The sequence below is a fragment of the Streptomyces sp. NPDC002580 genome (genome assembly GCF_042889485.1).
In the GTDB taxonomy this organism is placed as follows: domain Bacteria; phylum Actinomycetota; class Actinomycetes; order Streptomycetales; family Streptomycetaceae; genus Streptomyces.
In genome coordinates this window covers 504,098-530,962 of the sequence record NZ_JBIAQZ010000002.1, presented here as the reverse complement: position 1 = coordinate 530,962, position 26,865 = coordinate 504,098, and the positions used below count along the sequence as shown (strand labels likewise).

Sequence of the window (26,865 nt, the reverse complement as noted above, 5' to 3'; positions counted from 1 at the left end):
ACTGGCACCCGCCGACCGGGCACCCGGCGGTCGGGCACCCGCTCGGCCGCGGCGCGCGAGACCAGGAGCTGGATCGGGAGCGGGTCTCACTCGGCCGCGCGGACCAGCGGCACGTCCCGTCCCGGCGTTCCGGGCGTACGCCGCTGGAGCCGCAGGCGCAGGCCCTCCGGCATCAGGGTCAGCCGCTCGGCCACCCGCAGCCGGTAGTCCGGCTCGGGCCTCAAGTCGTAGCGGCGCAGCAGCAGTCCGAGGACCAGAGTCGCCTCGTGCAGGGCGAACTGGCGGCCGATGCAGGCGCGCGCCCCGGTGCCGAACGGCTTGAAGGTGTGGGCGGGCCGGGCCCGTACGGCCTTCGCGTCGAAGCGGTCCGGGTCGAACTCCTCCGCGTCGGCGCCCCACACCCGCGGGTCCCTGTGCAGCATCGCGGTGAGGACCAGCGCCCAGGCCCCCTGCCGCATCGGATGGACGCCACCGAGCACGGTGTCCTGCCGGGCCTCGCGGGCGAAGGCCGGCGCCGTCGGCCACAGGCGCAGCGACTCGTCGAGCACCCGGCGTACGTAGCGGAGTTTGGCGACCTGGTCGTAGTCGGGCCGGTCCGTGTCGCCCCAGACGCGGTCGACCTCCTCGCGCGCGCGGGCGGCGACGTCCGGGTGCCGGGAGAGGTAGTGCAGGGCGAACGAGAGGGCGCCCGAGGTGGTCTCGTGTCCGGCGATCAGGAAGGTGATCACCTGGCGGCGGATGTTCTCGGGGGTCAGGCGCTCCCCGGTCTCCGGGTGCGCCGTCTCCAGCATGCGGTCGAGCAGGTCCCCCTCGCCGCCCGCCCTCCGGCGGGAGGCCACCACCGCGTCGACCGTGCGGTTGAGGTGGGCCATGTCCGCCGCGTTGCGCCGGGACGCGCTCCGCAGCAGGAACGGGGCCAGGGGCACCGGGACGACGTTGAGGCGTTGCGCGTAGGTGAGCGTGCCCACCATCGCGTTCACGAAGGGGTGTGGCCGGGACCGTTCGAAGGAGGCGAAGTCGTGGCCGAAGCCGGTCCTGGCGATCGTCTCCAGCGTCAGCTTGGTCATGTCGCCGGGCACGTCCACCGTGTGCCCCGCCGCCTGGGCGCGGTCCCAGCGGTCCGTCAGCCGCTCGGTCACGGCCAGCATCATGGGGTGGTAGCCCGCCATGGCCTCGCGGCTGAATCCGGGGGCGAGGACGTCGTGGGCCAACTGCCAGTTGGGCTCGTGGTTGTAGGCGGTGAACAGTCCGTCCCCGGCCACCGGGCGGAGGTTGGCGACCCCGAGGCCCACGTGCTTCGCGAACCGCGACTCGTCGGCCAGTTCGGCGGCGAGTTCCGCGCCCCAGACGAAGACGATCTCGTTGCGGAAGGCCTTGCGGCGGAAGATCGGTCCGAGTCGACGCCCGAACTCCATGGAGTCCTGCAACGGGGAACGGATGTGGGCGCCGAGCACGTCGCCGACCAGGGGGACGCGGCGCGGCGGGTGCGGGATGCGGCGCAGCTCCGGCCAGCCCAGTTCGGCGCTGCGGAACCCCTTGGGCAGCGTGGCTCCCGTCGTCTCCGCCATGACGCCGTCTCCTTTGTGTGGCACGCAGGTCGAGTCAGTTGTACGCGAGTTCAACAATGGTGTTCAGTCTGGTCCCCCTGTTGAACCGACGTCAAGTAAAGTGCGGGCATGACCGGGAAGCAGGGGGAGCGCGCGCGTCGTCGGCTCAGCACCGGGGAGCGCCGGGAACAACTGCTCTCGGTCGGCGCCCGACTGTTCTCGGAGAGCCCGTACGACGACGTGTGGATCGAGCAGGTCGCCGAGATCGCGGGAGTCTCGCGCGGGCTGCTGTACCACTACTTCCCGACGAAGCGGGACTTCTTCGCGGCCGTGGTCGAGCGGGAGAGCGGGCGGATGCTGCGGCTCACCGAGGCGGTGCCCGGCGTCCCGGTGCGCGAGCAGCTCGGGGCGGGCCTCGACACCTTCCTCGGGTACGTGGAGGAGCACGCGCACGGATTCCGTGCCTTCCATCGCGCCGACGCCGCCGGGGACCAGGCCGTCCGCAAGGTCTACCAGCAGGCGCTGGCCAGCCAGGAACGTCAGATCCTCCAGGCGCTGGCCGCGGACCCCGAGCTCGGCCGGTCCTTCGAGGACCGTCCCGAACTCCGGATCGCCGTCCGCGGCTGGCTGGCCTTCACCACGGCCGTCTGCCTGGAGTGGCTACGGGGCGCGGACCTCACCCGCGACCAGGTGCGCGACCTCTGCGCGCGGGCGCTGTTCGGGGCGATCACGCCCTGACGTTCTGACGGCCTGACGACTGGCGCGGGGGCGCCGTGCGGCCCGCGCCCGCCGGTCATGTCCTGGGACGCGGCCCGCGCGGGGCGGTCCCGTCGTGGCCGGCGGCCTGCTCCGGGGGCGAGATCCCGCCGGAGGTTCAGCCGTTTCGGTGAGCGTGGTTGGCGTATGCCTCGATCTTCGATAACTTAGGCAAGCCTTACCTAAGGAGGAAGTCGATGGGTGACCGTCACACCTGGACGGCCGCGCCCGCCGCGGCCGAGCACGCCCGCTCGGTGCTCGCCGCGGCCTGGTCCTGCGCGGTGACCGCGGAGGGCTGCCGGGAGGAGTTCGTCGGGGCGCACACCGTCGCCGAGGACGGCCGGGTGCTCCTGCGGGTGCCGGAGGACAGCGCGCTCCTCGCCGCCGCCATCTGCTCGCCGCGCGGAGAGCCGTCCGCCGTCCTGGAATTCGCCGACGTGGCGCCGGTGCCGGTACGCAACCGGATCCGCGCCCGCCTCTGGCTCGCCGGCCGGTTCCTCCCCGAGGACGGACACCTGGCGTTCCGCACGACCCGCGCCGTGCTGCGCCGCCCGGGCGGGACCGTCGTGGTCGACCTGGACGAACTGGCCCTCGCCGAGCCCGACCCGCTCGCCCTCGCCGAGGCGCAGCTGCTCACACATCTCGCCGACTCCCACCCGGACGCCGTCGACCGGCTCACCCGCCTGGTGGAACCGGAGAGCCTGCACGGAGCGGTGCTCGTCCAGCCGCTCGCCGTCGACCGCCATGGGCTCACCCTGCGCATCGAGCGCGCGAGCGGCAACGGTGACGTACGCCTGCCGTTCCACGCGCCCGCCGACGACGTCTCCCAGCTCACGGAGCGCATGCACGTCCTGCTCACGCAGGCGAGTGCCGCCTCCCGCCCCCGTGCTCTACAGCGGCAGCGCGCAGACCGCGACCGGTGAGGCGAACGGCTCGCCCGTACGCCGCAGTTCACCGCCGCGGTCGTCGACGTGGAAGACGCTGACGGTGCCCGACCGCTGGTTCGCCGCGAACAACAGCCGCCCGTCCGGGGAGAACGCGATGTGACGCGGGAAGTCGCCGCCGACCGGCACCGTGTCCAACAACCGCAGCCTGGCGCCGTCCGCCTCGATCGCGTACCGGGTCAGGCTGTTGTGGCCCCGGTTGGCGAGATAGGCATACGCGCCGTTCGAGGTCACCAGGATCTGCGCCGGGTGACTCGTGCCGCCTCCCGTGCCCGTGGACTGCGGTTCGCCCACCGTGAGACGGCCGGTGCCCCGGTCGTAGCCGCAGACCGTCACCGTGTCGTCGACCTCGTTGGCGAGATAGGCGTACCGGCCACCGGGGTGGAAGGTGAGATGACGCGGGCCCGCCCCCGGCCTCGTCGCCGCCCGGGACACCTCGGTGAGCGTGCCCGCGGACGTGTCCAGGCGGTAGCTGTAGACGGTGTCGGTGCCCAGGTTCACGGCGAGCAGGTGGCCGCCGTCCGGGCTGGTGATGAACTGGTGCGCGTGCGGTCCCTGTTGGCCGGGGCCGGGCGCCGGGGTGGAGTGGGTGACCAGATCGGTGCGTTCGCCGATCGCGCCGGACGCGTCGAGGGGGTGCACCGAGACGCTTCCCGAGCCGTAGTTCGCGCTCAAGAGCCAGCGACCGCTCGGATGGACGGACAGATGGCAGGGCCCCGCGCCACCGGTGGCCCGCGTGCCGAGCACCTCGTGGCCCGGGAGGCTGACGGCCGTCACCGTGCCCGCGGTCCGCTCGTCGACGGCGTACAGCGCCCGGCCGTCCGGATGCACCGCCAGAAAGGACGGGTCGTCGACGCCCGTCACGACACCGCCGCCGGTGACCTCCCCGGTCACCGCGTCGTACGTGGCGAGGCCGATCCCCTTCCCGCCGCCGTCGGCCGAGGTGTACGTGCCGAGGAACAGCGGCCGGGGACCGGAGCGCGGGGCCGGCGAGGGGGACCCGGAGGGTGACGCGGAGGGCGAAGAGGACGCTGACGGGGGCACTGACGGGGCTGGACCGGCCGGCGGTCCCGTCAGGTCCGGCGCCCGCGCGTCCCCGTCCGCCCGTGGGGCGGCCGGTGCGGGGAGCGCCGTGATCGCGGCGGCTCCGGCCAGCGCGCCGACGAGACGGCGTCTGGTCCAGCCGCCGCCCGCGCCTCGCGAGTGCTCCGCTCCACTGCTCATGCCTGTACCTCGGGGGCTCGGTTGCCTCGGCTGGGACAGCCACCTTGGCGTGCGGCACCCCGGAAGCGCAAAAAACGGCGGTGCGCGTCGCGTCATCCGCAACGCGCGCCCACCACCCACCGGTCGCCGGCCCTGTGCCGACCGGCCGCACCGCGCCCGCGCCCACCACGTCGGGCGGGACCGGACCGGCGGTGTCCTCCCGGTTCCCCGGACGCGAGCCGTCACCTGGAGCGACCGGCGGTGGTTCCACGTTTCCGTTGGCGGCGAAGCCGGGCCGGAAGACGCAGCCGGCGCCGCAGTCGTGCCAGGCGTGGCCGGCGCTCGTGCTCCCGGCGGATACAGCTGTCCAGCTCCTCCATGAGCCGACGGGTCCGGTGCTCGGTGTCGAGTTCGTCGATCATGCGGGTGACCTCGGTCAGGACGGATCCGTGCAACTGCCACTGGCTCGCGTCGCGCTGGACCTCGTCGAGGAACAGCCGGGCCAGTTTGTCGCGGGTGGCGCCGGCCGTGCCGAGTTCCTCGCTGAGCCGCGCCTCGGCGGACTCGGCGCTCCGGCTGACGTCGGTGGTGACCAGCACCGCGAAGCTGACGACCGCGTCGCCGATCTCGGACAGCAGTTCCTCCAGGACGGCGCCCGCCTGCGGATCGAACAGGGGGTGGGGCTCGCGCTCCTTGGCCAGGTCGGTGAGGCTGCGCGCGAGGACCCGCAGGACGACGGTGCAGATCTCCAGGGTGTCCAGGCCCGTGCGCAGCACGACCCGGTGCAGCAGTCCCTCCTGCACGCGCGGGTTGAGCCGCAGGCTGTCCTCGGCCTGCCGCAGGGCCGCGTCCACCCCGGCGATGTCGTGGTCGAGGCGGCGGGCCTCGTGCAGTCGCTCGGCCGCCACCTCGTAGGGCGTGCGCCCGGCCGCCTGCTCGCCGACCCGCAGCATCAACTGCCGCATCCGGCGTGCCAGATCCTCGATCGACTCACCGGCGACGCCCACCCACACGGGTGGCGCCAGTACGAGGTTGCAGGCCAGCCCCACGACCGCCCCGATCAGGGTCTCCAGCACGCGGGCCCACGCGGTGTCACCCACCCGGGTGACGCCGAGGACCAGCATGGCGCTGATCGCCACCTCGGGCACGAACTCGCTGACCCGGACCAGATGACCCACGGCCAGCGAGGCGAGGATGATCAGGCCCAGACTCCACCAGGTCAGCCCCACCAGACTGCTGAACCCGATGGCGATGACGACGCCCGCCACCACGGAGTTCACCCGTCGGACGGCGGTCGTGATCGTGGAGTACAGCGTGACCTGTACGACCAGCAGCGCGGTCAGGGGCGCGGTCAGCGGCGCGGGCTCGGGACTCAGATGGATGGCCACGACGTACGCGAGCGTCGCGGCGGCCGTCGAACGCAGTGTCTGGACGACCACGGGCTCCCGGCGCCGCTCCACGATCTTCGCGACGGATGCCGTCCACTCACCACGTGCCTCTTGCATGGTGGGGGCCTTCCCGTTTCCCACGGGTAACGAACGTCCCGATCGCGGACCGTGGCTGTCCGCAAGGGGGCCTAGATTGATGGCATCGGCTCGGTCGGACGGTATCGGGAGGAACCAGGGTGAACGGCATCGAGGGCGTCGAACTGCTGACGCGGGCGCACGCGCGACTGCGTGACGTCGTCGCGGGTGTGCCGGAGGGCGCGTGGGGTGCGCCGACTCCGTGCGACGCATGGACGGTGCGCCAGGTGCTCAACCACGCTCGACTCGACCAGCAGGCGTACGGCGCCGCCGTCACCGGCACCGGATGGCCCGACTCGGACGCCTTCCACCCCGTGGACGCCCTGGACCCGGACGCGGCCGCGGCGCTCGACAAGGTCCTCGCCGACGTCGCCGCCGTCTACGCGGGGCTGCCCGTCGACGCCGAGGAGGTCGCGACGCCGCTGGGCCCGCTGCCGCTGCCGGTGGCGGCCGCCGCGGGGGCCATGGACGCGGCCGTGCACGCCTGGGACATCGCGGTCGCGACCGGCCAGGAGTCTCCCCTCGACGACGAGCTGGCCGAGGGCATCCGGCTGGCGGCGGACCGGCTGGCCGACCACCTCCGTGAGTCGTTCGGGGTGTTCGCCGCCGCCCGCGAGGTGCCGGAGGGTGCCGGCCGGGCCGAGGCGCTGCTCGCCTTCCTGGGCCGGGACCCGCACTGGAAGCCCGCTGAGTCCTGACCGGTCCGCTTCTGCGGCGCCCGGCACGGGGCCCGGCCCGGAGTGTCCGGGCCGGGCGGCCCGCCCAGGACACGGCACCGGAGCGGCCGCCGGTCGGCCGGGCCCCGCGTCCGGGAGCGGCTGGACTTCCCGGCCCGTGAAATCAGCCGTTCAGCTTCGCCAGGAAGGCCGAGAGGTTGCCGACCGTCCGGGCGATCTGCTCCTCCGTGGTGAGGGTCTCCTCGAAGCGGCTGCCCGACTCCAGTGCCTTCTTGCCCCGGACGTAGAGGGAGCACGCGAGGTCGGCGCAGATGTAGACGCCGACCGAGTTGCCCTCGCGTCCCGCCGCCCCCGCCTTGCGGGCCGTCATCAGCGAGACCCCGCTGCCCGGATGCGTCGTCAGGCACAGCGAACACAGGCTGCGGTGCAGGAGCCCGCGCCGTGCGGAGGGGAGCCGCAGGGTGACCCCGACGAGGCCCTGCGCCCCCTCGGAGACGAGATACGCGCGGTCGGGCGCGCCGGGATCCCGCCAGCCCAGGAAGTCCAGGTCGTCCCATGGGCGTTCGCCGAGATCGCGGGGCGTCGCGAGCCGTTTGGCCTCACCCCGGGAGCAGTTGACGAACGAGCCGCGGATGTCCTGCTCGGTGAGCGATCTCATGGGAGTCCTCCTGGGTGCCTATGACCAAAACCTAGGAGTCCTAGGTTTTGGCCGAGGGTACCTAGTTCCATGAGGGGGAACCAATGGATTTCGGGCACCGCCGTTCCGGCTGCCCGGAAGGGCACTGGGCCGCGCCCGCTCCTGCATCCGGACAGCGCGGCCGAACCGTCCGGCTCCCGCGTCGCCGCCGGGATGTCTCCGTCGAGACCACGGCCCGCCGTCTGCCTTGCCCAACGGCCTGGCATCCCGGATACCGGCTCCGCATCGCGGAGTCGCGCCTGCACGCCGACGACCGAGGCCGCGAGTACGGGGAACCGGCGCACGCATCGCCGAGGGCGGCCGCCTCGACCCAGGGGGCATCGGGGACGCCGCCCGCACGGGCCGCCACGACCTCCAGGACCTGGAGAAGGTCTGGCACCGCCCACCGCCCACCGCCCACCGCCCACCGCCCACCGCCCACCGCCGGACACGGGCGGCGGGCGCGCCGATCCCGGCGGCCGGGCCGGGCGATCTCAGCGGTGCCGGCCCACGAGGTGGACGGTGTCATGGGGATCGACGGAAGGTGCCCGACCCGCGGCGAGTACGAGACCCACCGCCAGGACCCCCGCGACGCACCCCGCTACGGCCGGAACCCGTGCGGCGCGTCGCGGCGGTGCCGGCGGCCGGCGTTCGCCCGAGGCTCCAGCGGCGCCGTTCTCCGTACCCATGGCGGTGATCCTGACCAGGCTGTTCACCTTTCAGCCAGAGTCCAGAACCGCCCAGGATGGGCGAGGCGGTGATCCCCGGCCGGCCTCGACGGGATCGGCCGGGGACGCTGATGTCCCCGGCCGACTCGGGTGCTCGGGTGCCCTCGAGCGGCCGGGTGATCACCGGCGGCCGCGCGTTCCGCCGGTCCGGCGGTGGCCCGCCCCCGGAGATCCGGATCCCGGGTGTCCGGCGATCGCCGCCCGGCCCCCGGTGTTCCCTCAAGCCGCGCTGCGCCCCCGCGCGCGGTGCTCGCGGACGATCTGCGCGTACCGGTGGCCGCTGCCCTTGATCGTCCGTCGCTGTGTCTTGTAGTCGACGTGCACCAGGCCGAACCGCTTGTCGTAGCCGTACGCCCACTCGAAGTTGTCCAGCAGCGACCAGGCGAAGTAGCCGGCCAGCGGAACCCCCTTGCGGGCCGCCGAGGCGCAGGCCGCCAGGTGCTGTTCGAGGTACGCGGTGCGCTCCGGGTCGTCGACGGTGCCGTCGGGGAGCACGACGTCGGGGTAGGCCGAGCCGTTCTCCGTGACGTACAGCTTGCGGGCGCCGTACTCGTTCGTCAGGCGCAGCAGCAGCCGCTCGATGCCGGCGGCCTCGACCTCCCAGTCCATGCCCGTGACGGGCACGCCGGGGCGGCGGATCTGGCGGGCGTGCGGGGCCGGACCGGTCGGGTCGTCGACCACGCTGGACGGGAAGTAGTAGTTCAGCCCCAGCCAGTCCAGCGGTGCGGCCATCGTCTCCAAGTCCCCCGCGACCTCGGGGAGTTCGACCCCGTAGACCTCGACCATGTCGGCGGGGAAGCCGCGGCCGTGCACCGGGTCGAGCCACCAGCGGTTGGTGTGCCCGTCCTGACGCTTCGCCGCCGCGATGTCCTCCGGGCGATCGGTGGCGGCCTCGATGCTGCCCAGGTTGTTGACGATGCCGATCTGCGCGCCGGGCGCGGCCGCGCGGATCGCCTGGGTGGCGAGACCGTGGCCGAGCAGGAGGTGGTAGGAGGCGCGGACCGCGGCGGTGAGGTCGGTGAAGCCCGGGGCCATCCGCCCCTCGAGGTGACCGATCCAGGCCGAGCACAGCGGCTCGTTGAGGGTGGTCCAGTGCTGGACGCGGTCACCGAGCCGCTCCGCCACGACCGACGCGTAGGCGGCGAGGTGGTGCGCCGTGTCGCGGGCCGGCCAGCCGCCCCGGTCCTGGAGCACCTGCGGCAGGTCCCAGTGGTAGAGGGTGACCGAGGGCGTGATCCCGGCGTCCAGCAGGCCGTCGATCAACGCGTCGTAGAAGTCGAGCCCCTTGGCGTTGACCCGGCCGTCGCCGTCCGGCATCACCCGGGGCCACGCGACGGACAACCGGTAGGCGTTCGCGCCGAGCTGCCGCATGATCCCGATGTCCTCGGGCCAGTGATGGTAGTGATCGCAGGCGACGTCCCCGTCGTCGCCGTTGTCGATCTTGCCGGGGGTGTGCGAGAAGGTGTCCCAGATGGAGGGGGAGCGACCGTCCTCCGTGACGGCGCCCTCGATCTGGTAGGCCGACGTGGCCGTGCCCCACAGGAAGTCCTCGGGGAGGGCGGCAAGGTCGATGGTCACTGAAGTCCCTTCGTCATCGGTGGGGTTGGTCGTGGCGTCGGTCACTTGACGGCTCCCGCCGTGAGGCCGGCGACGAGATAGCGCTGGAGCAGCAGGAAGCCGGCCACCACGGGGACGCTGACGACCAGCGAGGCGGCCATGATCTGGTTCCAGTACACGTTGTTGAGCGTGGAGTAGCCCTGGAGCCCGACGGCGAGCGTGCGGGTCTCGTCGTTGGTCATCACCGACGCGAACAGCACTTCGCCCCAGGCGGTCATGAAGGCGTAGACGGCGACCGCGACGATGCCGGGGATCGCGGCCGGCACGACCACCCGGAAGAGCGCGCCGAGCGGTCCGCAGCCGTCCACCAGCGCCGCCTCGTCGAGATCGCGCGGCACCGAGTCGAAGTACCCGATCAGCATCCAGATCGAGAACGGCAGCGAGAAGGTGAGATAGGTGAGGATCAGACCCCCGCGCGAGCCGAACAGCGCGATCCCGGTGGCGTTGCCGATGTTGACGTAGATCAGGAACAGCGGCAGCAGGAAGAGGATGCCGGGGAACATCTGGGTCGACAGCACGGTGACCGTGAAGACGCGCTTGCCGCGGAAGTTGTAGCGGCTGACGGCGTAGGCGGAGAAGACCGCGATCACGACGGAACAGGCCGTGGCCGCGCCCGCCACGATCAGCGAGTTCACGAAGTACCGGGCGAGCGGCACGGTCGACCAGATGTCGACGTACGGCCGCAGGGTCAGCCCGCTCGGCACCCAGCGGAACTTCCCCGACACGTCGGCGAGCGGCTTCAGCGAACTGGAGACCATGACGTAGACGGGCACCAGGACGAAGCCGGTGAGCAGGGTGAGGAAGATCCGCCGGGACCACAGGAAGGACCGCGGCGGCGCCATGGGCGAGCGGTGGGTCGTGGAGGTGCTAGACATCGGCCGTCTTCCTTCCCCGGGAGGTCAGCAGCAGGTAGACGCCCGTCACGACGAGCAGGAAGAGCAGCAGCAGGACGGACATCGCCGACCCGGTGCCGAAGTTCCAGGTGACGAAGGACGCCTGGTAGATGTGGACCGAGATGAGGTCCGCCGCCTCCGGGGCGGTCCTGCCGAACAGGACGAACGGCGTGTTGAAGTCGTTGAACGTCCACAGGAACAGCACCAGGACCAGGACCTGGTTGACCGGCCTGAGCGACGGCAGGGTGATGCGGCGCAGTTGCTGCCACACTCCGGCGCCGTCGAGGGCCGCCGCCTCGTAGAGCTCGCCCGGGATGTTCTGCAGGCCCGCCATCACGATCAGGAAGGCGAACGGCCAGCCCTTCCACACGGACACGGTCAGCAGGGCGTAGAAGCTGTTGTCACCGATCAGCCAGAAGGACGGTTTGTCGGTGAGGTGCAGCTGGTCGTGCAGGACGTGGTTCACCAGGCCGTTGTCGTGCTGGAACATGAACACCCAGGTGATGACGGCCGCGTACACCGGCAGCGCGTACGGCACCAGGAACAGGGCCCGCAGCACACCGCGTCCGCGGAAGTTGTCCTGCATGCAGACCGCGGCCGCCGTGCCGATCAGCCAGCACAGGCCGACCGAGAGCAGGGTGAAGGCGATGGTGACGAAGAAGGAGTGCAGCAGCGCCTTGCCGATGGGCGCGTCGAAGTCCACCGACACCGAGTAGTTGTCGAGGCCGGCCCAGGGCGCGGCGCCCCAGTCGCGGATGTAGAGCTGGGTGAGTTCCTTGAAGCTCATCACGATGCCGATCACCATCGGCACCAGGTGGACCAGCAGTTCGAGGAACAGGGCGGGCAGGAGCAGCAGGTAGGGCAGTCCGATGCGCTTGATCCGCCCGGTGCGGCGCGGGCCGCGCGCCGCACCGGGGGAGCTCTTGCGCACCGTCCGCTCGCCGGTTTCGGCGGAGGCGGCGGTCGTGGTGGTCATGGTGGTGTCCGCACTCACTTCTTCGGCATCTGCTGCTGGGCCTTGTCGAGCGCCGCCTTCACCGAGGCCGTGGTCACCGCGCGCCCGCCCGCGGCGTCGGCGAACAGACCCTTGATGGCGGTGCCGACCGCGGTCTCGAACTGGGACTCGTCGGCGACCTGCGGCAGCGCGGCCGCGCTCTTGGCCAGGGTGTCCTTGAGAACCGCGTTCGAGGGGGAGTTGAACGCGGTGTCCGTCTGGGCGGCCTTGACCGGCGGGATCGAGCTGTAGGCGCCGTTGAGGATCTTCTGCTCGGCGTCACTGGTCATGAACTTCACGAACTTCGCGGCGCCGTCGAGGTTCTTGGTGTTCTTGAACACCGCGAGGTTGATGCCCGCGACCATCGAGTTGACGTTCGTGCCCGTCCCCGGGGTGCCGGACTGCACGGGCACGGGGGCGATCCCGTACGCGTCCTCGCTCATGCCCTGCGACTTGAGGTTCGCGGACGCGGACTGCCACAGCAGCATCGCGTTCTTGCCCTTGGCGAAGTCGCTCACGGACTGGTTCTGCGCGTACTCGGCGTTGCCCGGGGCGATGATCTTGTTCTTCGCCATCAGGTCGACGTACTGCTTGACCGCGGAGACGACCCCGTCGTTGGTGAAGTCGGCGGCGCCGTCGGCGGTGAAGAAGTCGGCGCCGTGCTGCTTGGCGAAGACGAAGGCGTGGTGGATGTTCTCCGAGGCGTTCGAACCCTCCGCGCCCAGGCCCCACTTGCCGCCCTTGGAGAGCTTCTTGCCGTCGGCGACCAGCTCGGCCCAGGTGGCCGGCGGACCCGAGATGCCGGCGTCGGCGAACATCTTCTTGTTGTAGTAGAGCGCGTACGCCATCGAGTACAGCGGCACCGCGGCGGGGTCCTTGCCCTCGGCTCCCGTCGAGCCGAGCGCGGAGTCGACGAAGCGGTCCTTGCCGCCGATCTTGGCGAAGTTCTTCGCGTCCCAGGGCAGCAGCGCACCGGTCGCCTGCAGGGAAGCGCTCCAGGTGTTGCCTATGTTGAGGACGTCCGGGCCCTGGCCCGACGTGGTCGCGGTGAGGATGCGGTTCAGCAGGTCGGACCAGGGGACGACCTCCAGCTTCACCTTGATGCCGGTGTCCTTCTCGAACTTGGCCAGTTCGGGCGCGAGGACCTTCTTGTCGACCTCGATGCTGGCGCCCTGGTTGGACGCCCAGTACGTGAGCGTCTTCGGCGAGTCGTTGGACCCGCCGTTCGACGAGCCACCGCCACAGGCGGTCGCGGCGGTCAGCAGAGAGATGGTGACCGCACCGGCGGCCGCGGCTCGGATTCTGCGCATGGCTGCTTCTGTCCCTTTCCCGGAGGGAGCCATGAGGAGCGCCCGCGTTCACTTCCCGAACGATCCTCATGGCTTAATTTAGGACGTGAGTTAAGACCCGGAAGAAAGTCGCGTCAAGGGATCGCGCAGGGGTATCTTGCAGGTCGGGCAGGCCGGAAGGGAAAACACATGGCGGCGCGGAACGGGCGGACAGTGCGTGACCTGCGGCGGGGCAATCGCACCGCCGTACTACAACGGTTGTATTTCGACGGGCCCATGAGCCGCTACGAGCTCGGCCCCGCCACCGGGCTGAGTTCCGGATCCATCAGCAACGTGGTCGCCGAACTCGTCGCCGACGGCCTCGTCGAGGAGGCCGGCAGCGTCGACTCCGACGGCGGCCGCCCCCGCACCCTGCTGCGTGTCGTGCCCGGCAGCGGCCACATGATCGGCGTCGACGTCGGCGAAACCCGCGTCCGCATCGAGCTGTTCGACCTGACCCTCACCGAACTGGCCCGCTCCGAGCGGCCGTTGGAGCGCCAGGGTTACGAGGCCGACCGGCCGCTCAGGGGCCGGGAGTACGACGTCGACGTCATCGTCGGCCACATCCGCGACGGTATCGCCGAGGTCCTCGCCGAGGCCGACATCGCCCCCGAACGGCTCCTGGGCGTCGGCATAGGGGTGCCCGGCATCGTCGACCACACCCCCGAGCGCGGCGCGGTCGTGCACGGCCAGACCATCGGCTGGGACGCCGTACCGCTCGAGTCCCTCCTCCGCTCCGCCTGCGAACTCCCCGACACCGTCCCGTACTTCGCGGACAACGGCGCCCGTACCCTCGGCCAGGCCGAGATGTGGTTCGGTGCCGGAAGGGGTGCCCGCAACGCGGTGGTCGTCCTCTTCGGCTCCGGCGTCGGCGCCTGCCTCGTCACCGAGGAGGTGGAGAACGGCCGGTCCGTCGAATGGGGCCACCTGACCGTCCGGGTCAGGGGACGCCGCTGCCGCTGCGGCGCCCTGGGCTGTCTGGAGGCGTACGCGGGAGCGGAGGCGCTCCTGGACCGCTGGCGCGAGGAGGGCGGGCGGCCCCCGGAGGGCACCGACGAGGAGACCGCGCTCACCGCGATGCTCGCCGCCGCCTACCCGCCCGAGGGCACCGAGCCCGACCGCATCGCGCTCTCCGTCCTGGAGGAGACCGCCGAGTACCTGGGCGCCGGCCTCTCCGACCTGATCAACCTCTTCCAGCCCGAGCGCATCCTCATCGGCGGCTGGGCCGGCCTCCAGCTCGGCTCGCGGTTCCTGCCCGCCGTACGCCGCTACGCCTCCTCGTACGCCCTGCGCTATCCCGCCCAGCGGGTCACCGTGGACCTCGGCCGCCTGGGTCCGGACGCCGTCACGGTCGGTGCCGCGATCCTGCCGCTGGCCGACTTCTTCGCGCGCGGCGGCCGACGGGAGGAACCCGCGCCGACCGGCCCGTCGCCGGCCTGGCGCACGGCCCTGCAGGAGCGGGCGCCGCACTGACCGCCGACGGACAGCGGGCCACGGCGGTTCCGGCGGGCACCGGGCGCCCGGCGCGCCGCCGTGACGGGCCGGACGTACGAGCGGTCGCGCCGGTCTCCCGGACCGTGGGCGCGGCCGACCGGCGCGGTTCACGCGAAGGCGTTCACCCCGGTGAGTTCCGCCGACAGGTCCCACAGCCGGGCCGCCTCCGCGGGATCGGTCGCGTAGGCGCGTACGCCGGTCCGGGCGCCGTCCGCCGGAGCGGGCTCGGCGATGTCGCAGTCCTCGCAGTACACGCCGCCCAGGCCCGCCAGCTGTGGCGAGGTGGCGGCCCACACCTGGGTGGCCGCTCCCTGTTCGGGCGTCTTGAAGCCCTCGGGGTTCAGCGGCTTCCCGTTCTCGTCGATCCAGCCGCGCTCGACCATCTCCTCCTTGGGCAGGTGCCGCTGGAGGGGCGTGAGGATGCCGCCGGGGTGCAACGAGAAGGCCCGTACGCCCGCATCGCGGCCGCGCCGGTCCAGCTCCACCGCGAACAGCACGTTCGCGGTCTTCGCCTGCCCGTACGCCCCCCACTTGTCGTAGCCCTCGCGCCAGTGCACGTCGTCCCAGCGGATCCCGGAGTAGTGGTGCCCGGCGGAGGACACGGACACCACCCGCGCGCCGCCCGGCTCGATGGCCGGCCAGAGCCGGTTGACCAGGGCGAAGTGACCGAGGTGGTTGGTCGCGAACTGGGCCTCCCAGCCGGGGCCGACCCGGGTCTCAGGGCAGGCCATGACACCGGCGCTGTCGATGACGATGTCGATGGTGCGGCCCGAGGCGAGGAACCGCTCGGCGAAGGCGCGCACGCTGTCCAGGTCGGCCAGGTCCAGCTCGTCGGTCTCCGCGCCGTCGATGCCCGCCAGCGCCTCGCGGGCGGTCGCCGGGCGCCGCGCCGGGACCACCACGCGGGCGCCCGCCGAGGCCAGCGCCCTGGTCGTCTCCAGCCCGAGACCCGAGTAGCCGCCCGTGACGACCGCGAGTTTGCCGGAGAGGTCGATTCCGCGGAGGACGTCGTCGGCGGTGCTCCGGGCGCCGAAACCCGAGCCGATCTTGTGCTGTGCAGTGCTCATGACGGGCACGCTACGAATTCGAGTGGACTCGAAGTCAAGCGGACACGAAGGCGGGGCGCCACGAGGTCGAGCGGGCGCGGGGGTCCGGCGGGACGCCGGCCGGGGAACCGGATCGCGCGCGGCGACGCGTACGGAATCAAGCACGGAATCGGGCGGGAAGCACGTACGGAATCGGGCAAGGGGAAGGCCCCGACCGGACGGGGGAATCTCGGTCGGGGCCGGCTCTGGGTGGGCACCGATGGCGGTCGCCTCACGGCGAGACGCTCCACAGGGCTTCAGCCGAACGATCGTCCCTGTGGGCAAAGGTGGAGCCCGGGGACACTGTCCCATCCGCACCCACGGTTTGTTCAACGGGTAACTACCTGCCGGTGTTCCCTGGATCGACGCCATCGCCGGTGACGTGCGTCACGATCGCCTGCGGGCCGTGCCTTGGCCGTCGCGTGTCGCGCTTCGCCGTCTCAGCGGCTGCTCGCACGGGCGGGCGCCGCTCGCGTTCCGGCCCAGGTGAGCAGCTCCTCCAGGGTCCACGTGGTGATGACGCGCTCCGCGGGCACTCCGCATTCCTCGGCCCGCGCGCAGCCGTAGATCTGCCAGTCCAGCTGCCCGGGGGCGTGCGCGTCGGTGTCCACGGAGAACAGGGCGCCCGCGCCGACCGCCTGGCGCAGCAGCCTGCGCGGTGGGTCGAGGCGCTCCGGGCGGCTGTTGATCTCGACGGCCGTTCCGGTCTCCGCGCAGGCCGCGAACACCGCCTCCGCGTCGAACTCGGACTCGGGCCGCCCCCGCTCACCGATCAGCCGTCCGGTGCAGTGGCCGAGTACGTCCGAGTGCGGATTGCGTACGGCGGCGAGCATGCGGCGGGTCATCGGTCTCGCGTCCATCCGCAGCTTGGAGTGCACGGACACGACCACCACGTCCAACCGCTCCAGCAACTCGGGCTCCTGGTCCAGCGAACCGTCGTCGAGGATGTCGCACTCGATACCGGTGAGCAGCCGGAAGGGCGCCCACCGTTCGTTGAGTTCGGCGACGACCGCCAGTTGCTCGCGCAGCCGCTCCGGCGACAGACCGCTCGCCACCGTCAGCCGCGGCGAGTGGTCGGTGAGCACCGCCCACTCGTGACCGAGCCGCGCCGCCGTACGCCCCATCTCCTCGATCGGGCTGCCGCCGTCCGACCAGTCCGAGTGCAGATGACAGTCACCGCGCAGCAGCTCCCGCAGGCCCTGACCGCCCTCGGTGAGCGGCCCGGCGGCCTCGCGTTCCACCTTCTCCAGGTAGCCCGGCACCTCACCGGCCAGCGCCTCCCGCACCACCTGGCCGGTCTTCGGGCCGATGCCCTTGAGCGACTCCAGCGTCCCGTTCTCCTCGCGCTCGCGCACCTCGTCGGCGGGCATCGCGGCGAGCAGGGTCCGCGCGGTGCGGAAGGCCCGTACGCGATAGGTGGGGGCCAGACTCCGTTCCAGCAGGAACGCGATCCGGTCCAGGGCCTCGACGGGATCCATCGGCACTCCTCCCTGCGGTCGCGTCGGTCGCCTAGGCTCCCCCCCCCAGCGTTGCCGAGCCGTCGCCGGTCCGCACGGCGGGTGTTCGCCGTGGCGGCGCTGCCGAATCCCGGGCGGCGGGGTGCGCACCTCACCCACCTGGGCGAACCTCTGGATCTCCGCTGTTCCGCGGCATGCCGGGCCGCGTGGGCGGGAGACCCGCTCGCACCGCCGCTGACCCGCGCGAACCGTCTTACGCTCGTGCCATGACCGAAAGCGCGAGCCCTCACATCTCCCACCCGCGGATCATGGTGCTCGGGGTGCAGCCGGGCACGCCGCCGTTCCGGATCATGGAGATCGACGGCGAGATGGTCGGTGAGGCGAAGGCGATCACGGACGTCCTGCAGTACGCGGCGGCGTACGGCATCACCGTCCACGATCTCGACGACCCCGACGTGGTCCGCTGGGTCGGCGGAGACAAACTCACCTGGGAGCCGCGCTGACGCGACCCCGGCCGGAGAGAGCCCGGCCGCGGTGACGGGGCCGCCTCCAGGCCGTGCGCCGATCCCGCCCGGCCCCGGGACGCGTCGCCCCGGCCGCCCGCTCCGGCTGCTCCATCCGCTCCCTGCACTCCGTTCGGCGGCTCGGGGCGGGGTGCGGAGTGGTCCGAGGGCCGGAGCCGTTCCAGGGCGGCGTCCGGGACGATGAGCGGCCGACGAACCTTCAAGCCTCGGCCCGACCCGGACCCATCCCCGACCCGGCCCCATCCCCGGCCTCGGGCCCGGACCCGGCCTCGGACCCGGTTCATCCCTCTCGGTTCTCTTGCGTCGCGTGAGTCCCCTGACCATCGCCGCGAACGCTCCGCACCGCATCGCGCCTGCCCGGCCGTAGCATGCGGAGGAGTCCTGGGCGGTGACGACGACGGGGGCACGGTGTCAACAATGGTGCGGAGAACGTCCGTTGCGGTGGTCGGATGCCTTGTGCTCACGAGCTGCACGCCCGCCGCTTCCCCCTCGGTCGGCTGACCGGGCTCAGCAACTGCCTCCACCTGCACGACAATCAGCTGTCTCGGCTCCCCGACTCCCCGGGAAACTGACCCGTCCGCGTTACCTCGACGTCAGCGAGAACCACCTCACCACCCTGCCGGATGCCATCGGCCGGCTCCGCTGTCTGCGTGAGCTGTGGCTCAGAGGAGACGCGATCGAGTACTCGCCGTCGTCAGTCGCCGAGCCGCATGAACTGCGTCACCTGGACCTACGCGAGAACTCCCCGACCGAGGTGCCGGATTCACTCGCCGGTCTCCCGCGACTACGTCAGATCGGCCTGCGGAGCAACAACCTCGGCCGGCTGCCCGGCCGGCTCGCCCTGATGCCATCGCTGGAGAAGCTGGATCTTCGTTGGACGATGTCGATCTCTCCCTGCCGCTCCTGAGCAAGCTGGAGCGACCGGGGTGCGTCGTCCTGGCCTGACAGCGACGCACCCTCGCGCCGCGGTGCTGCTGTTCCTCGTGGACAAGCACGAGCGGGCCGATCACCGAACGCTGCTGAAACCCATCGACAAACGCTGTTGCGGAGAAGAACAGATCCATCCACCGGACTATCGGATGGCATACCCGTCCCAGAGCGGGCCGCCGGCCATGTCCAGCACCTCCGTCACGACTGCGGCGAAGGCCTGCGCATCCCCTGCGACCGCCTGCGCGGCAGCTTCGGACAACGCGCGGTGCACCCCGGGGTCGGCTTCCGCCAGCCGTCGCGACAGCCACTTGCCTTCACCGAGCCAGTGACCGCCGACCAGGAGGACCAGCTCCGATGCGCGCTGCAGCATGTGCGAGACCAAGTACACCCGCTCCGCGGGGTCCGCGCAGCCACGCAGGTCATCGAGCAAGTCGGTCAGGAGGTACCGCTGGTAGTCATGCTCAGGCTCCGAGAGCGGCGGCGGGCCCGCGGCGCAACGCCTTCGTGCCTCGTCCTGTAGCGAAGCACCCAGTCCGTCTCTGTCCACCAGGAGCATGCCGTCAGCGCACATGGCGAGCAGTGGCGACCTCCGCTTCGCGGTCTCCTGGTCGGCGAAGCCGTGCCAGGCGGCCTCCGTTTGCACGAACAGCTCCACCGGCCACCCGCGATACACCAGGCTCTCCCGGTTGGGGGCGGGCGGCCCATCCAAAAGGACCACGATGTCCAGATCGGATGTGGGCGTCCGGCGGTCGGTCAGCACGCTGCCGGCGAGAAAGGCCGCCCGGGCGGCGGGAAATCGGTCCCGCAGCAATGCGCGGGCGGTGAGCACGGGGTCACTCATGATCGCAGTGTACGTGCCGACGCCGGCTCCTCAGAGGCGCGGGAGCACCGCACCACGGCGGGTGCTCCCGCTTCTCATCGACCTCTCTGCCCTCTACGAACACCGAGCGACACCGAGTGATGCCGAAACCCGCCAACAAGCGCTCGGGGGACAGGGAATCGGAGCAGAGTGCTCCCAACTGCCTTCTCAGGCTGCCGCGTTGAACGCGGAGGTGGCGTTCTTCTCGTAGCGTGCGAGGAGGATTCCTCGGCGCGGGCGGTCGGAGGAGCCTGCCCCCCCCACGTCTCCCCGATGCCGGGAGACACCGTCGGAATGGGATGATGACCGGCGACAGGGCGACGGCGGTCCGAGGAAGCCGGTGTGAATCCGGCGCGGTCCCGCCACTGTGATCGGTGAGCGAGTTCCCGCAGGCCACTGCTCCGACAAGGGGCGGGAAGGCGGAACGAGCGACGACCCGAGAGCCAGGAGACTCACGCGGTCGCCTCCTTCACGGACACCGGGGCGGATCTCCCCGGGAGGGGAGCGGTGCGCCATGCCCGAGTGGGCGACGGAAGAACGGTCCGCCGGTGAAACGGCTGTCGGGGCGAGCGTGGAGCGAGCGGGTCCGGCGCCGTGCCGGGTCGTCGTGTGCCGGGACTGTTGCTGCGGCAGCGCCAAGGTGCCCGGGGTCGATCACGCGGCTCAGACCGCCCGGCTCCGGGAGGAGGTTCCCGTGCGCGTCTCCGGCTGCCTCGATGTCTGCGACCAGGCCAACGTCATGGTCGTACAGCCCTCCGCCGCGGGCCGGCGTGCGGGCGGCCGACCGGTCTGGCTCGGGCTGGTCAACGACCCCGACGCGGTCGAGGACGTCGTCGCCTGGGCACGTGCCGGCGGCCCGGGTGTGGCACCCCCGCCGGAGATCCTCGACCTGTACACCTTCACGCCGCCACGGCGCGGCGCGGACTCCTGAGCCGCTCCCCGTCCCCGGGGTCGACGCGACAGTCCGTGGCGCGGGACGGTGGGTGTCCGGGAGGGAGCCTCGGGTCCGCCCCGGATCAGTGACCCGGGAGCGAGATCCCCGGTGCTCCGTCGGCCAGGGCCGACGGAGCACCGGGGATGCCGGTGCCGCTTTGCGTGGGTCCGCGGGGCGGAACCGCGTCGTCTCAGCCCACCGTCCACTTCTGGTTGGCTCCGCCGGAACACGTCCAGATCTGCAGGCGCGTGCCGTTGGCCGAGTTGTTGCCGGTGACGTCGAGACACTTGTCGGCCTGCGGGCTCACGATGTCGTGAGCCGCGGTGACCGTCCACCGCTGGGCGGTGGTCCCGTTGCAGTCCCACAGCTGGACCGGCGTGCCGTCCGCCGTGGCGTTGCCGGTGACGTCCAGGCACTTGCCGAGCGCGCGGATCGTGCCGTCGGAGGAGACCGTCCACTGCTGGGCGTTGGTCCCGTTGCAGTCGTAGAGCTGTACGGGCGTTCCGTTGGCGGAGTTGGCGGCGGCCACGTCCACGCACTTGCCCGCGAGGCCCTTGATCGGCCCGGCGGTGCCGGTCGAACCGTCGCTCGTCGTCACCTTCACCTCGTCGACGACGAGTTGTTGCGGGAAGGAGGTGGAGCCGTCGGGGTCGCCGGGCCAGTACCCGCCGACCGCGAGGTTCAGGATCAGGAAGAAGGGCTTGTTGAACACCCAGGTGTTGCCGCCCAGATCGGCGGGCGTACGCCGCTGGTAGACCGTGCCGTCCACCGACCAGGTGATCGAGTTCGGCGCCCAGTCGACCGCGAAGGTGTGGAACGCGTCCGCGAAGACCTGGCCGTTCGGCAGCGTGTACCCGGCGCCGATCCCGGCGGCGCCGGAGTATCCCGGACCGTGGATCGTGCCGTGGACGGCGGACGGTTCGAAGCCGACGTTCTCCATGACGTCGATCTCGCCGGAGTTGGGCCAGCCGACCTGGCCGATGTCGCCGCCGAGCATCCAGAACGCCGGCCACATGCCCTGTCCGCGCGGGATCTTCATCCGGGCCTCGACATGGCCGTACGTCGTCGTGAACTTTCCGGAGGTGTTCAGCCGGGCCGACGTGTACTGGCAGGTGCCGTACCAGCACTGATAGTTGGCCGGATTCTCCTTGCGGGCCGTGATGACCAGGTGGCCCTGGCCGTCCAGCGCGGCGTTCTTGTTCCCCGACGTGTAGTACTGCCGTTCGTGGTTGTTGACGTTGTCGCCGGTCTCTGTCTGCCACTTGGAGGAGTCGACGGCCGAACCGGCGGGGCCGTCGAAGGTGTCCTGGAACGTCACGGCCGCCGCGGCCGCCGCCGGAGCCGCGTGGGCTGGGGCGACGACGGCGGAGGCGGAGGCGACGAGCACGGCGGACAGTGCGGCGAAGAGGCATTTCCGGAGCAGGCGTGGGGAGTCCATGACTCTCATTTCCGTACGGCGGCCCGTGGGGGCGGGCGTGCCGACTGAGGTGGGGGGTGCATGCTTCGCCTCTTGATTTAAGAAGTGAGGTAACGGGGTGTCAATACTCTGGTCCGGACCAATAGTTGAGGCGGAGCCTCAGGCGCGAAGCCGCTTCCTCGGGTGCACCACCCTGCCGAACCGGCGCCCCAGGAGCAGGTAACCCACCAGCGCCCCGGTCGTGTTGAGGATGACGTCGTCGATGTCGAAGGAACGCCCGGTGATGAGGGCTCCCTGGACCAGCTCGACCAGGAGCATGACCACCGCGGTGAGCGCGAGCACCCGCAGGATTCCGCGGATCTTCGGGGCCACCACGGGCAGCAGCACGCCGAACGGCACGCCGAGCAGGAGGTTGCCGCCGATCTGCTTGACGGCGTCGCGCAGTTCCGGCTGGTCGAGATAGGCCCGCAGGGAGCGTCCGGGGTGAAGATTGTCGTGGATCAGCGCCGCCGACGCCGGTGAGGGCTCCAGCGTCAGCCTGGCCAGCGCGACCGCGAAGGCCACCATGGCGGCGAAGGCGAACAGCATGGCCAGAAGCCGTAGCGGCAGGGCCGGCGTGCGGGTCTCCGGCGTTGGTGTCCGGCGGCCGAGGAGCCACCGTGACTTCTCCCCCTTCCCCCGGTCGGACGCCGTGGCCGCCTTGCCCCGGTCCGACTTCGACGCCGGCTTCCCGCTGTCCGGTCCTGACTTCGGTGCCGGTTTCCGGCGTCCTGCCTTCGCGGCACGCGTGCGCGGAGCGGTGCGGACCATGAGACCCTCCCCTTTTCAACTGCTCTCTGGTGGAGCCCCCATACCCCCGATGGGGCCGAGGATGCCCGGGGGAGGGTGAACGGGAGGGCTTTACGGCCACGGATGTGCCGAGCGCACCCGAGCGGGCCCACCGTGCGGCAACGCGCGGCACCCACCGCGCGACCACACCGTGCGGCACCCACCGCGCTTACGTCCCGCGCGCGCCCACCGCGCTTACATCCGGTGCGGCACCCACCGGACCTACGCCCCGCGCCGGCGCACCGTTCCTCCGCACCCCGGCCGAGTCCGCGTCCGGCGAGGGTGTCGGTGCTCGCGCCGGGTGGCCGCGTACGGGTCCGGACGCGTCGTGCGGGTTCCCTAGGCGCCGTCGCCGCCCGCCTTGGCGTAGTCGGTGGCCATGCCTCCCGCGAAGTCGTACACGATCACCTGTTCGTCGCCCACGACCCAGGCGTCGTGTCCGGGCGGGCAGACGAAGACGTCGCCGGGGCCCACCTCGCCCTCGCCGCCGTCGTCCATGGCGAGGTGCATGCGTCCCTGGACGACATAGCCGTTGTGGTGGACCTCGCAGCTCTTCGTTCCGGCGATCGGACCCACGGACTCGGACCAGCGCCAGCCCGGTTCGAAGGTGCCCACGGCGAAGTCGAGCCCGCTGAGGTGGAGCGCTTCGAGGTGGCCGCGCGGGAAGTCGCGTCGCTCGTCGGGCTTGTCCACCGTCTTGATCTCCAGCATGACGGCTCCTTTCGTTGCCCCCTCCCATGGTCTGCCCGCCGGGAGGCCCCTGCCATCCGGTGCCGGTCCCGTGAGGGCGGCCGGCACCGGGTGTGACCGGGTCACCGCCTCCGGTGCCGTCACGTCGTCCGGGATCAGGTGTCGTAGGTGACCGTCACCTCCTTGAAGCCGAGTGACCGCAGCAGGCCCTGGAGCATGCCGGTGGTGTTCTCCTCGGCCCGCGAGGTGAGCTCGCTGTCCTTCGCCGCGTCGCCGATGTGCCTGGCCGCCAGTCGCTGCACCGCTCGTTCGTCGTTCGGGTTGCCCGAGAAGATGTCGCCGATGCGGTCGAGCAGACCGCGCTGCTTGGAGACGGCGTACGAGTGGTCGGGGTCGAGGGCCGGTTTGCCCAGTGCCGCGTGCGGCAGGTGGAGCGTGGCCGACGTACGGTCGTCGTTGACCGTGACGTCCTTCTGGTCGAGGTGCCCGAGATCGACATAGGCGTCGACCGTGCCGGCTCCCACGTACAGCGTGCGAGTGCCGCGGATGGCGTCGGGCAGGTACTTCGCGTCCTTCTCCAGATCCACGACCACCTGGAAGTTGCCCGTCGCGGCGTCGTAACGGCTCATGTCCTGGATCGACTTGAGGAGCGTGGGGCCGGACCTGTCGTGCGTCTCGGTGCCGAACACATCGCGCAGCCCCGGCAGAACGGCCAGCCGCAGCCCGGCGAAGAGCACCACGAGCACCAGCACGAAGGCGCAGACCACCTTCGCCCAACCGGGCATGCGCTTGATGGACGTCGTCATGTCGACGGTCCTCCTTTCAACCGTCCGGATACCCGCCAACTCGCCCTACAGGCTTGCCGGTCGAACGGCCGTGCCCGGCGGTGCCTGCCGAAGCCCGGCCCGAAGCCGGCTCGCGGTCCCGTCCCCGGGTGACCGTGCGTGTTCGACGACACCGCTGGGTCGCCCGAGCGCCACCGCAGGCGCGGCGAAAGCCGGCCGGGGACTTCTTTGTCCACCCGTACCGGTTCGGCCGAACGCCCCGGGGCGGGCTCGCCGGGGTTCCCCCGCCCGCCCCGGGGCGTTCGGCCGGGTCGGCGCGTCCCGTTCTCCAGCGCTCCAAGGGCGCCCCCCCCCGTGAGGGGACACCGGCCGTGAGGGGGCACCGTCCGGGCTGTCCTGGCGTGACGAGGGCGGGGCTCCGTGACCGGATTTCCCCCGGTCGAAGGCCTGGAGAGTGCCCAGTAGCATGAGGTACGCACTCCGGGCCGATCTTGCCATCCGGCGACGCAGCCCGGTTCGATCATGCGAGGAGCGGTCGTGCGTGACATCGCCGTGTTCAGCGGTAGTGCCCATCCCGAGCTGGCGGCCGAGCTCTGCGCCCATCTCGGCGTGCCCCTCAGCCCGACCCGGGTCAGCCGGTTCGCCAACGACTGCCTGGAGGTCCAGCTCCAGGCCAACTGCCGTGAGCGTGACGTCTTCCTGGTCCAGCCGCTGGTCACCCCGGTGCAGGAGCACCTGGTCGAGCTGCTGATGATGTGCGACGCGGCGCGCGGTGCCTCCGCCGGGCGGATCACCGTGGTCATGCCCCATTATTCGTATGCGCGTTCGGACAAAAAGGACATGCCGCGGATCTCCATGGGTGGGCGGCTCGTGGCGGACCTGCTCGTGGCGGCCGGTGCGAGCCGCGTCCTCGCGATGACGCTGCACTCCCCGCAGGTGCACGGCTTCTTCTCGGTCCCGGTCGACCATCTGCACGCGCTCCGGGAACTGGCCGTGCACTTCCGGGGCAACGACCTCTCGCGGACGACGGTCGTCTCGCCGGACCTCGGCAACGCCAAGGAGGCCGCCGCCTTCGCCCGGCTGATAGGGGCCCAGGTGGCCGCCGGTGCCAAGCAGCGGTTCGCCGACGACCGGGTGAGCATCAGCTCCGTCATCGGTGAGATCGCCGGCCGCGATGTCATCGTGCTGGACGACGAGATCGCCAAGGGCAGTACGGTCCTGGAACTCCTTGACCGACTGCGCGAGTTGGGGCCCCGGTCGATCCGGGTCGCCTGTACCCACGGGCTGTTCGCGGCGGGCGCGCTCAAGCGGCTCAGCGAGCAGAGCGACGTGCTGGAGATCGTGTGCACCAACACCGTGCCGATCCCGGCCGAGGAGCACACGGAGAAGCTGAGCGTCCTGTCCATCGCCCCGGCGCTCGCCGAGGCGGTGCGGCGCATTCACAACGGTGAGTCCGTCAGCGCACTGTTCGACGCGCCCCGGAACCAATAGACAGGAGGGAGCGGAACTTCCCTCCCGTCCGCTCCGTCCCCGGAGCGGCTGCCGTGCCCGGCCCGGGAAGCCGCGGAGCAATGCTCGGCGTCACCCAGGTGATCAGGAGGGCTCGCAGTGGCCAAGGCGAAATTCGAGCGGACCAAGCCGCATGTGAACATCGGCACCATCGGGCACATCGATCATGGCAAGACGACCCTGACGGCGGCCATCACCAAGGTGCTGCACGACCGGTTCCCCACGCTGAACCCCTACACGCCGTTCGACCAGATCGACAAGGCGCCCGAGGAGCGGCAGCGCGGCATCACGATCTCCATCGCCCATGTCGAGTACCAGACGGAACACCGGCACTACGCGCACGTGGACTGCCCGGGGCACGCGGACTACATCAAGAACATGATCACGGGCGCCGCGCAGATGGACGGCGCGGTCCTCGTGGTCGCGGCGACCGACGGTCCGATGCCGCAGACCAAGGAGCACGTCCTGCTGGCCCGGCAGGTCGGTGTCCCGTACATCGTGGTCGCGCTCAACAAGACGGACATGGTGGACGACGAGGAGATCCTCGAACTCGTCGAGCTCGAGGTGCGCGAACTGCTCAGCGAGTACGAGTTCCCGGGCGACGACGTTCCGGTCGTGCGGGTCTCCGCGCTGAAGGCGCTGGAGGGCGACCCGGAATGGAGCGCCTCCGTCCTCGAACTCCTCGCGGCCGTCGACGCGTTCGTGCCGGAGCCGGTACGCGACGTGGACCGGCCGTTCCTGCTGCCGATCGAGGACGTCTTCACCATCACCGGGCGGGGCACGGTCGTCACCGGCCGGATCGAGCGCGGGGTGCTCAAGGTGAACAGCGAGGTCGAGATCATCGGCATCCACGAGCAGAAGACGCGGACCACCGTGACCGGCGTCGAGATGTTCCGCAAGCTCCTCGACGAGGGCCGGGCGGGGGAGAACGTCGGACTGCTGCTGCGGGGGGTGAAGCGTGAGGACGTGGAGCGGGGGCAGGTCGTCATCAAGCCGGGTTCGGTCACCCCGCACACCCGGTTCGAGGCGCGTGCCTACATCCTCTCCAAGGACGAGGGGGGCCGGCACACCCCGTTCTTCGACAACTACCGCCCGCAGTTCTACTTCCGCACGACGGACGTGACCGGGGTCGTGACCCTGCCCAGGGGGACGGAGATGGTCATGCCGGGCGACAACACCACCATGGAGGTGCAGTTGATCCAGCCGATCGCGATGGAGGAAGGGCTGAAGTTCGCCATCCGCGAGGGCGGCAGGACCGTCGGCGCCGGGCAGGTCACGAAGATCCGGGACTAGGCCCTGGCGTCACGTTCCCGCCTGCCCCGCGACGCCGGGCACGCTCCCCCGAGCTCTGCGAGCAGGGGGCACCCCCGCTTGCCGCACCGGGCGAAAGCCCGAGTGCGTCCGGTACGAGGGCTTCCGCCCGGCACGCCGGGAGCACGCACCCGACGCCGCGGGGCCGCCCTCCGG

General features: G+C 71.3%; 24 protein-coding genes and 1 riboswitch. Of the genes, 9 read left to right on the top strand and 15 right to left on the bottom strand.

What is annotated here, in order from left to right:
- Positions 1-86 precede the first annotated feature (86 nt).
- Positions 87-1,568, bottom strand: a complete 1,482-nt coding sequence (locus ACFYW7_RS08810; protein ID WP_389499545.1) for a cytochrome P450 — start codon at positions 1,566-1,568, stop codon at positions 87-89.
- 108 nt (positions 1,569-1,676) lie between these two features.
- On the opposite strand from ACFYW7_RS08810, the gene ACFYW7_RS08805 reads away from it, so the two are divergent.
- Positions 1,677-2,285 carry a TetR/AcrR family transcriptional regulator gene (locus tag ACFYW7_RS08805; protein ID WP_389499543.1) on the top strand — a complete coding sequence of 203 codons (609 nt, stop codon included), beginning with the start codon at positions 1,677-1,679 and terminating at the stop codon, positions 2,283-2,285.
- 215 nt (positions 2,286-2,500) lie between these two features.
- A complete protein-coding gene (locus ACFYW7_RS08800; protein ID WP_389499541.1) occupies positions 2,501-3,226 on the top strand; it encodes a DUF2470 domain-containing protein in 726 nt (241 codons plus the stop codon).
- On the opposite strand, the gene ACFYW7_RS08795 is transcribed toward ACFYW7_RS08800, so the two are convergent.
- Together ACFYW7_RS08795 and ACFYW7_RS08790 are read right to left on the bottom strand one after the other, a co-directional pair.
- On the bottom strand, positions 3,194-4,471 hold the full coding sequence (locus ACFYW7_RS08795) for a lactonase family protein (protein ID WP_389499539.1): 1,278 nt from the start codon (positions 4,469-4,471) through the stop codon (positions 3,194-3,196). The two genes, ACFYW7_RS08800 and ACFYW7_RS08795, sit on opposite strands and share 33 nt — an antisense overlap.
- A gap of 221 nt (positions 4,472-4,692) precedes the next feature.
- Positions 4,693-5,955: an aromatic acid exporter family protein gene (locus ACFYW7_RS08790; RefSeq protein ID WP_389499537.1), complete on the bottom strand. Its 1,263-nt coding sequence runs from the start codon at positions 5,953-5,955 to the stop codon at positions 4,693-4,695.
- A 119-nt stretch (positions 5,956-6,074) separates the two neighbouring features.
- Between ACFYW7_RS08790 and ACFYW7_RS08785 the strand changes: the two genes are divergently transcribed.
- Positions 6,075-6,671 carry a TIGR03086 family metal-binding protein gene (locus ACFYW7_RS08785; RefSeq protein WP_389499535.1) on the top strand — a complete coding sequence of 199 codons (597 nt, stop codon included), beginning with the start codon at positions 6,075-6,077 and terminating at the stop codon, positions 6,669-6,671.
- A gap of 142 nt (positions 6,672-6,813) precedes the next feature.
- Here the strand turns inward: ACFYW7_RS08785 and ACFYW7_RS08780 are convergent, their stop codons facing one another.
- From ACFYW7_RS08780 to ACFYW7_RS08760, 5 genes are all read right to left on the bottom strand, one after another.
- Positions 6,814-7,308: an FBP domain-containing protein gene (locus ACFYW7_RS08780; protein ID WP_389499533.1), complete on the bottom strand. Its 495-nt coding sequence runs from the start codon at positions 7,306-7,308 to the stop codon at positions 6,814-6,816.
- Between the two features lie 965 nt (positions 7,309-8,273).
- On the bottom strand, positions 8,274-9,632 hold the full coding sequence (locus tag ACFYW7_RS08775; protein ID WP_389499531.1) for a GH1 family beta-glucosidase: 1,359 nt from the start codon (positions 9,630-9,632) through the stop codon (positions 8,274-8,276).
- 41 nt (positions 9,633-9,673) lie between these two features.
- Positions 9,674-10,513, bottom strand: a complete 840-nt coding sequence (locus tag ACFYW7_RS08770) for a carbohydrate ABC transporter permease (RefSeq protein WP_389500400.1) — start codon at positions 10,511-10,513, stop codon at positions 9,674-9,676.
- 25 nt (positions 10,514-10,538) lie between these two features.
- Positions 10,539-11,540 carry a carbohydrate ABC transporter permease gene (locus ACFYW7_RS08765; protein ID WP_389499529.1) on the bottom strand — a complete coding sequence of 334 codons (1,002 nt, stop codon included), beginning with the start codon at positions 11,538-11,540 and terminating at the stop codon, positions 10,539-10,541.
- Between the two features lie 14 nt (positions 11,541-11,554).
- Positions 11,555-12,868 (bottom strand): ABC transporter substrate-binding protein, encoded by a 1,314-nt coding sequence (locus tag ACFYW7_RS08760; RefSeq protein WP_389499527.1) that lies wholly within the window; start codon positions 12,866-12,868, stop codon positions 11,555-11,557.
- Between the two features lie 168 nt (positions 12,869-13,036).
- Here ACFYW7_RS08760 and ACFYW7_RS08755 point away from each other — a divergent pair, with 168 nt between their 5' ends.
- Positions 13,037-14,359 carry an ROK family protein gene (locus ACFYW7_RS08755; protein WP_389499525.1) on the top strand — a complete coding sequence of 441 codons (1,323 nt, stop codon included), beginning with the start codon at positions 13,037-13,039 and terminating at the stop codon, positions 14,357-14,359.
- 128 nt (positions 14,360-14,487) lie between these two features.
- Here the strand turns inward: ACFYW7_RS08755 and ACFYW7_RS08750 are convergent, their stop codons facing one another.
- Together ACFYW7_RS08750 and ACFYW7_RS08745 are read right to left on the bottom strand one after the other, a co-directional pair.
- The gene (locus ACFYW7_RS08750) at positions 14,488-15,447 is read right to left on the bottom strand and encodes an SDR family NAD(P)-dependent oxidoreductase (RefSeq protein WP_389499523.1); all 960 of its coding nucleotides are present in this window, start codon (positions 15,445-15,447) and stop codon (positions 14,488-14,490) included.
- Between the two features lie 458 nt (positions 15,448-15,905).
- A complete protein-coding gene (locus ACFYW7_RS08745) occupies positions 15,906-16,943 on the bottom strand; it encodes a PHP domain-containing protein (protein WP_389499521.1) in 1,038 nt (345 codons plus the stop codon).
- A 245-nt stretch (positions 16,944-17,188) separates the two neighbouring features.
- Between ACFYW7_RS08745 and ACFYW7_RS08740 the strand changes: the two genes are divergently transcribed.
- Both ACFYW7_RS08740 and ACFYW7_RS08735 read left to right on the top strand, forming a co-directional pair.
- Positions 17,189-17,425, top strand: coding sequence for a hypothetical protein (locus ACFYW7_RS08740; RefSeq protein ID WP_389499519.1), 237 nt, complete (start codon positions 17,189-17,191; stop codon positions 17,423-17,425).
- A gap of 775 nt (positions 17,426-18,200) precedes the next feature.
- Positions 18,201-18,353, top strand: a complete 153-nt coding sequence (locus tag ACFYW7_RS08735; protein WP_389499517.1) for a hypothetical protein — start codon at positions 18,201-18,203, stop codon at positions 18,351-18,353.
- Between the two features lie 165 nt (positions 18,354-18,518).
- Here the strand turns inward: ACFYW7_RS08735 and ACFYW7_RS08730 are convergent, their stop codons facing one another.
- Positions 18,519-19,217: a nucleotidyltransferase domain-containing protein gene (locus ACFYW7_RS08730; protein ID WP_389499515.1), complete on the bottom strand. Its 699-nt coding sequence runs from the start codon at positions 19,215-19,217 to the stop codon at positions 18,519-18,521.
- Positions 19,218-19,565: 348 nt separating this feature from the next.
- Positions 19,566-19,689, top strand: a riboswitch (cobalamin riboswitch).
- Between the two features lie 60 nt (positions 19,690-19,749).
- Between ACFYW7_RS08730 and ACFYW7_RS08725 the strand changes: the two genes are divergently transcribed.
- Entirely contained in the window at positions 19,750-20,166 is a 417-nt protein-coding gene (locus tag ACFYW7_RS08725) for a (2Fe-2S) ferredoxin domain-containing protein (RefSeq protein ID WP_389499513.1), read from the top strand.
- A gap of 193 nt (positions 20,167-20,359) precedes the next feature.
- Here the strand turns inward: ACFYW7_RS08725 and ACFYW7_RS08720 are convergent, their stop codons facing one another.
- From ACFYW7_RS08720 to ACFYW7_RS08705, 4 genes are all read right to left on the bottom strand, one after another.
- Entirely contained in the window at positions 20,360-21,607 is a 1,248-nt protein-coding gene (locus ACFYW7_RS08720) for a ricin-type beta-trefoil lectin domain protein (RefSeq protein WP_389499510.1), read from the bottom strand.
- Between the two features lie 138 nt (positions 21,608-21,745).
- The gene (locus ACFYW7_RS08715; protein ID WP_389499508.1) at positions 21,746-22,396 is read right to left on the bottom strand and encodes a VanZ family protein; all 651 of its coding nucleotides are present in this window, start codon (positions 22,394-22,396) and stop codon (positions 21,746-21,748) included.
- Positions 22,397-22,753: 357 nt separating this feature from the next.
- Positions 22,754-23,125 carry a cupin domain-containing protein gene (locus ACFYW7_RS08710; RefSeq protein WP_389499506.1) on the bottom strand — a complete coding sequence of 124 codons (372 nt, stop codon included), beginning with the start codon at positions 23,123-23,125 and terminating at the stop codon, positions 22,754-22,756.
- A gap of 134 nt (positions 23,126-23,259) precedes the next feature.
- Positions 23,260-23,910, bottom strand: coding sequence for a DUF4230 domain-containing protein (locus tag ACFYW7_RS08705; protein ID WP_389499504.1), 651 nt, complete (start codon positions 23,908-23,910; stop codon positions 23,260-23,262).
- A 516-nt stretch (positions 23,911-24,426) separates the two neighbouring features.
- Here ACFYW7_RS08705 and ACFYW7_RS08700 point away from each other — a divergent pair.
- Both ACFYW7_RS08700 and tuf read left to right on the top strand, forming a co-directional pair.
- Entirely contained in the window at positions 24,427-25,380 is a 954-nt protein-coding gene (locus tag ACFYW7_RS08700) for a ribose-phosphate diphosphokinase (protein WP_389499502.1), read from the top strand.
- A gap of 117 nt (positions 25,381-25,497) precedes the next feature.
- Complete coding sequence (gene tuf / locus ACFYW7_RS08695) at positions 25,498-26,691, top strand: elongation factor Tu (RefSeq protein WP_389499500.1); 1,194 nt, start codon at positions 25,498-25,500, stop codon at positions 26,689-26,691.
- Positions 26,692-26,865 lie beyond the last annotated feature (174 nt).

What these genes read in the sequence shown, in the direction of transcription:
- ACFYW7_RS08790 (WP_389499537.1), bottom strand. Translation starts at nt 5,955, where the DNA reads ATGCAAGAGGCACGTGGTGAGTGGACGGCATCCGTCGCGAAGATCGTG.
- ACFYW7_RS08710 (WP_389499506.1), bottom strand. Translation starts at nt 23,125, where the DNA reads ATGCTGGAGATCAAGACGGTGGACAAGCCCGACGAGCGACGCGACTTC.
- ACFYW7_RS08795 (WP_389499539.1), bottom strand. Translation starts at nt 4,471, where the DNA reads ATGAGCAGTGGAGCGGAGCACTCGCGAGGCGCGGGCGGCGGCTGGACC.
- ACFYW7_RS08805 (WP_389499543.1), top strand. Translation starts at nt 1,677, where the DNA reads ATGACCGGGAAGCAGGGGGAGCGCGCGCGTCGTCGGCTCAGCACCGGG.
- ACFYW7_RS08705 (WP_389499504.1), bottom strand. Translation starts at nt 23,910, where the DNA reads ATGACGACGTCCATCAAGCGCATGCCCGGTTGGGCGAAGGTGGTCTGC.
- ACFYW7_RS08750 (WP_389499523.1), bottom strand. Translation starts at nt 15,447, where the DNA reads ATGAGCACTGCACAGCACAAGATCGGCTCGGGTTTCGGCGCCCGGAGC.
- ACFYW7_RS08730 (WP_389499515.1), bottom strand. Translation starts at nt 19,217, where the DNA reads ATGAGTGACCCCGTGCTCACCGCCCGCGCATTGCTGCGGGACCGATTT.
- ACFYW7_RS08725 (WP_389499513.1), top strand. Translation starts at nt 19,750, where the DNA reads ATGCCCGAGTGGGCGACGGAAGAACGGTCCGCCGGTGAAACGGCTGTC.
- ACFYW7_RS08810 (WP_389499545.1), bottom strand. Translation starts at nt 1,568, where the DNA reads ATGGCGGAGACGACGGGAGCCACGCTGCCCAAGGGGTTCCGCAGCGCC.
- ACFYW7_RS08715 (WP_389499508.1), bottom strand. Translation starts at nt 22,396, where the DNA reads ATGGTCCGCACCGCTCCGCGCACGCGTGCCGCGAAGGCAGGACGCCGG.
- ACFYW7_RS08780 (WP_389499533.1), bottom strand. Translation starts at nt 7,308, where the DNA reads ATGAGATCGCTCACCGAGCAGGACATCCGCGGCTCGTTCGTCAACTGC.
- ACFYW7_RS08755 (WP_389499525.1), top strand. Translation starts at nt 13,037, where the DNA reads ATGGCGGCGCGGAACGGGCGGACAGTGCGTGACCTGCGGCGGGGCAAT.
- ACFYW7_RS08800 (WP_389499541.1), top strand. Translation starts at nt 2,501, where the DNA reads ATGGGTGACCGTCACACCTGGACGGCCGCGCCCGCCGCGGCCGAGCAC.
- ACFYW7_RS08770 (WP_389500400.1), bottom strand. Translation starts at nt 10,513, where the DNA reads ATGGCGCCGCCGCGGTCCTTCCTGTGGTCCCGGCGGATCTTCCTCACC.
- ACFYW7_RS08720 (WP_389499510.1), bottom strand. Translation starts at nt 21,607, where the DNA reads ATGGACTCCCCACGCCTGCTCCGGAAATGCCTCTTCGCCGCACTGTCC.
- ACFYW7_RS08765 (WP_389499529.1), bottom strand. Translation starts at nt 11,540, where the DNA reads ATGACCACCACGACCGCCGCCTCCGCCGAAACCGGCGAGCGGACGGTG.
- ACFYW7_RS08760 (WP_389499527.1), bottom strand. Translation starts at nt 12,868, where the DNA reads ATGCGCAGAATCCGAGCCGCGGCCGCCGGTGCGGTCACCATCTCTCTG.
- ACFYW7_RS08740 (WP_389499519.1), top strand. Translation starts at nt 17,189, where the DNA reads ATGACCGAAAGCGCGAGCCCTCACATCTCCCACCCGCGGATCATGGTG.
- ACFYW7_RS08745 (WP_389499521.1), bottom strand. Translation starts at nt 16,943, where the DNA reads ATGGATCCCGTCGAGGCCCTGGACCGGATCGCGTTCCTGCTGGAACGG.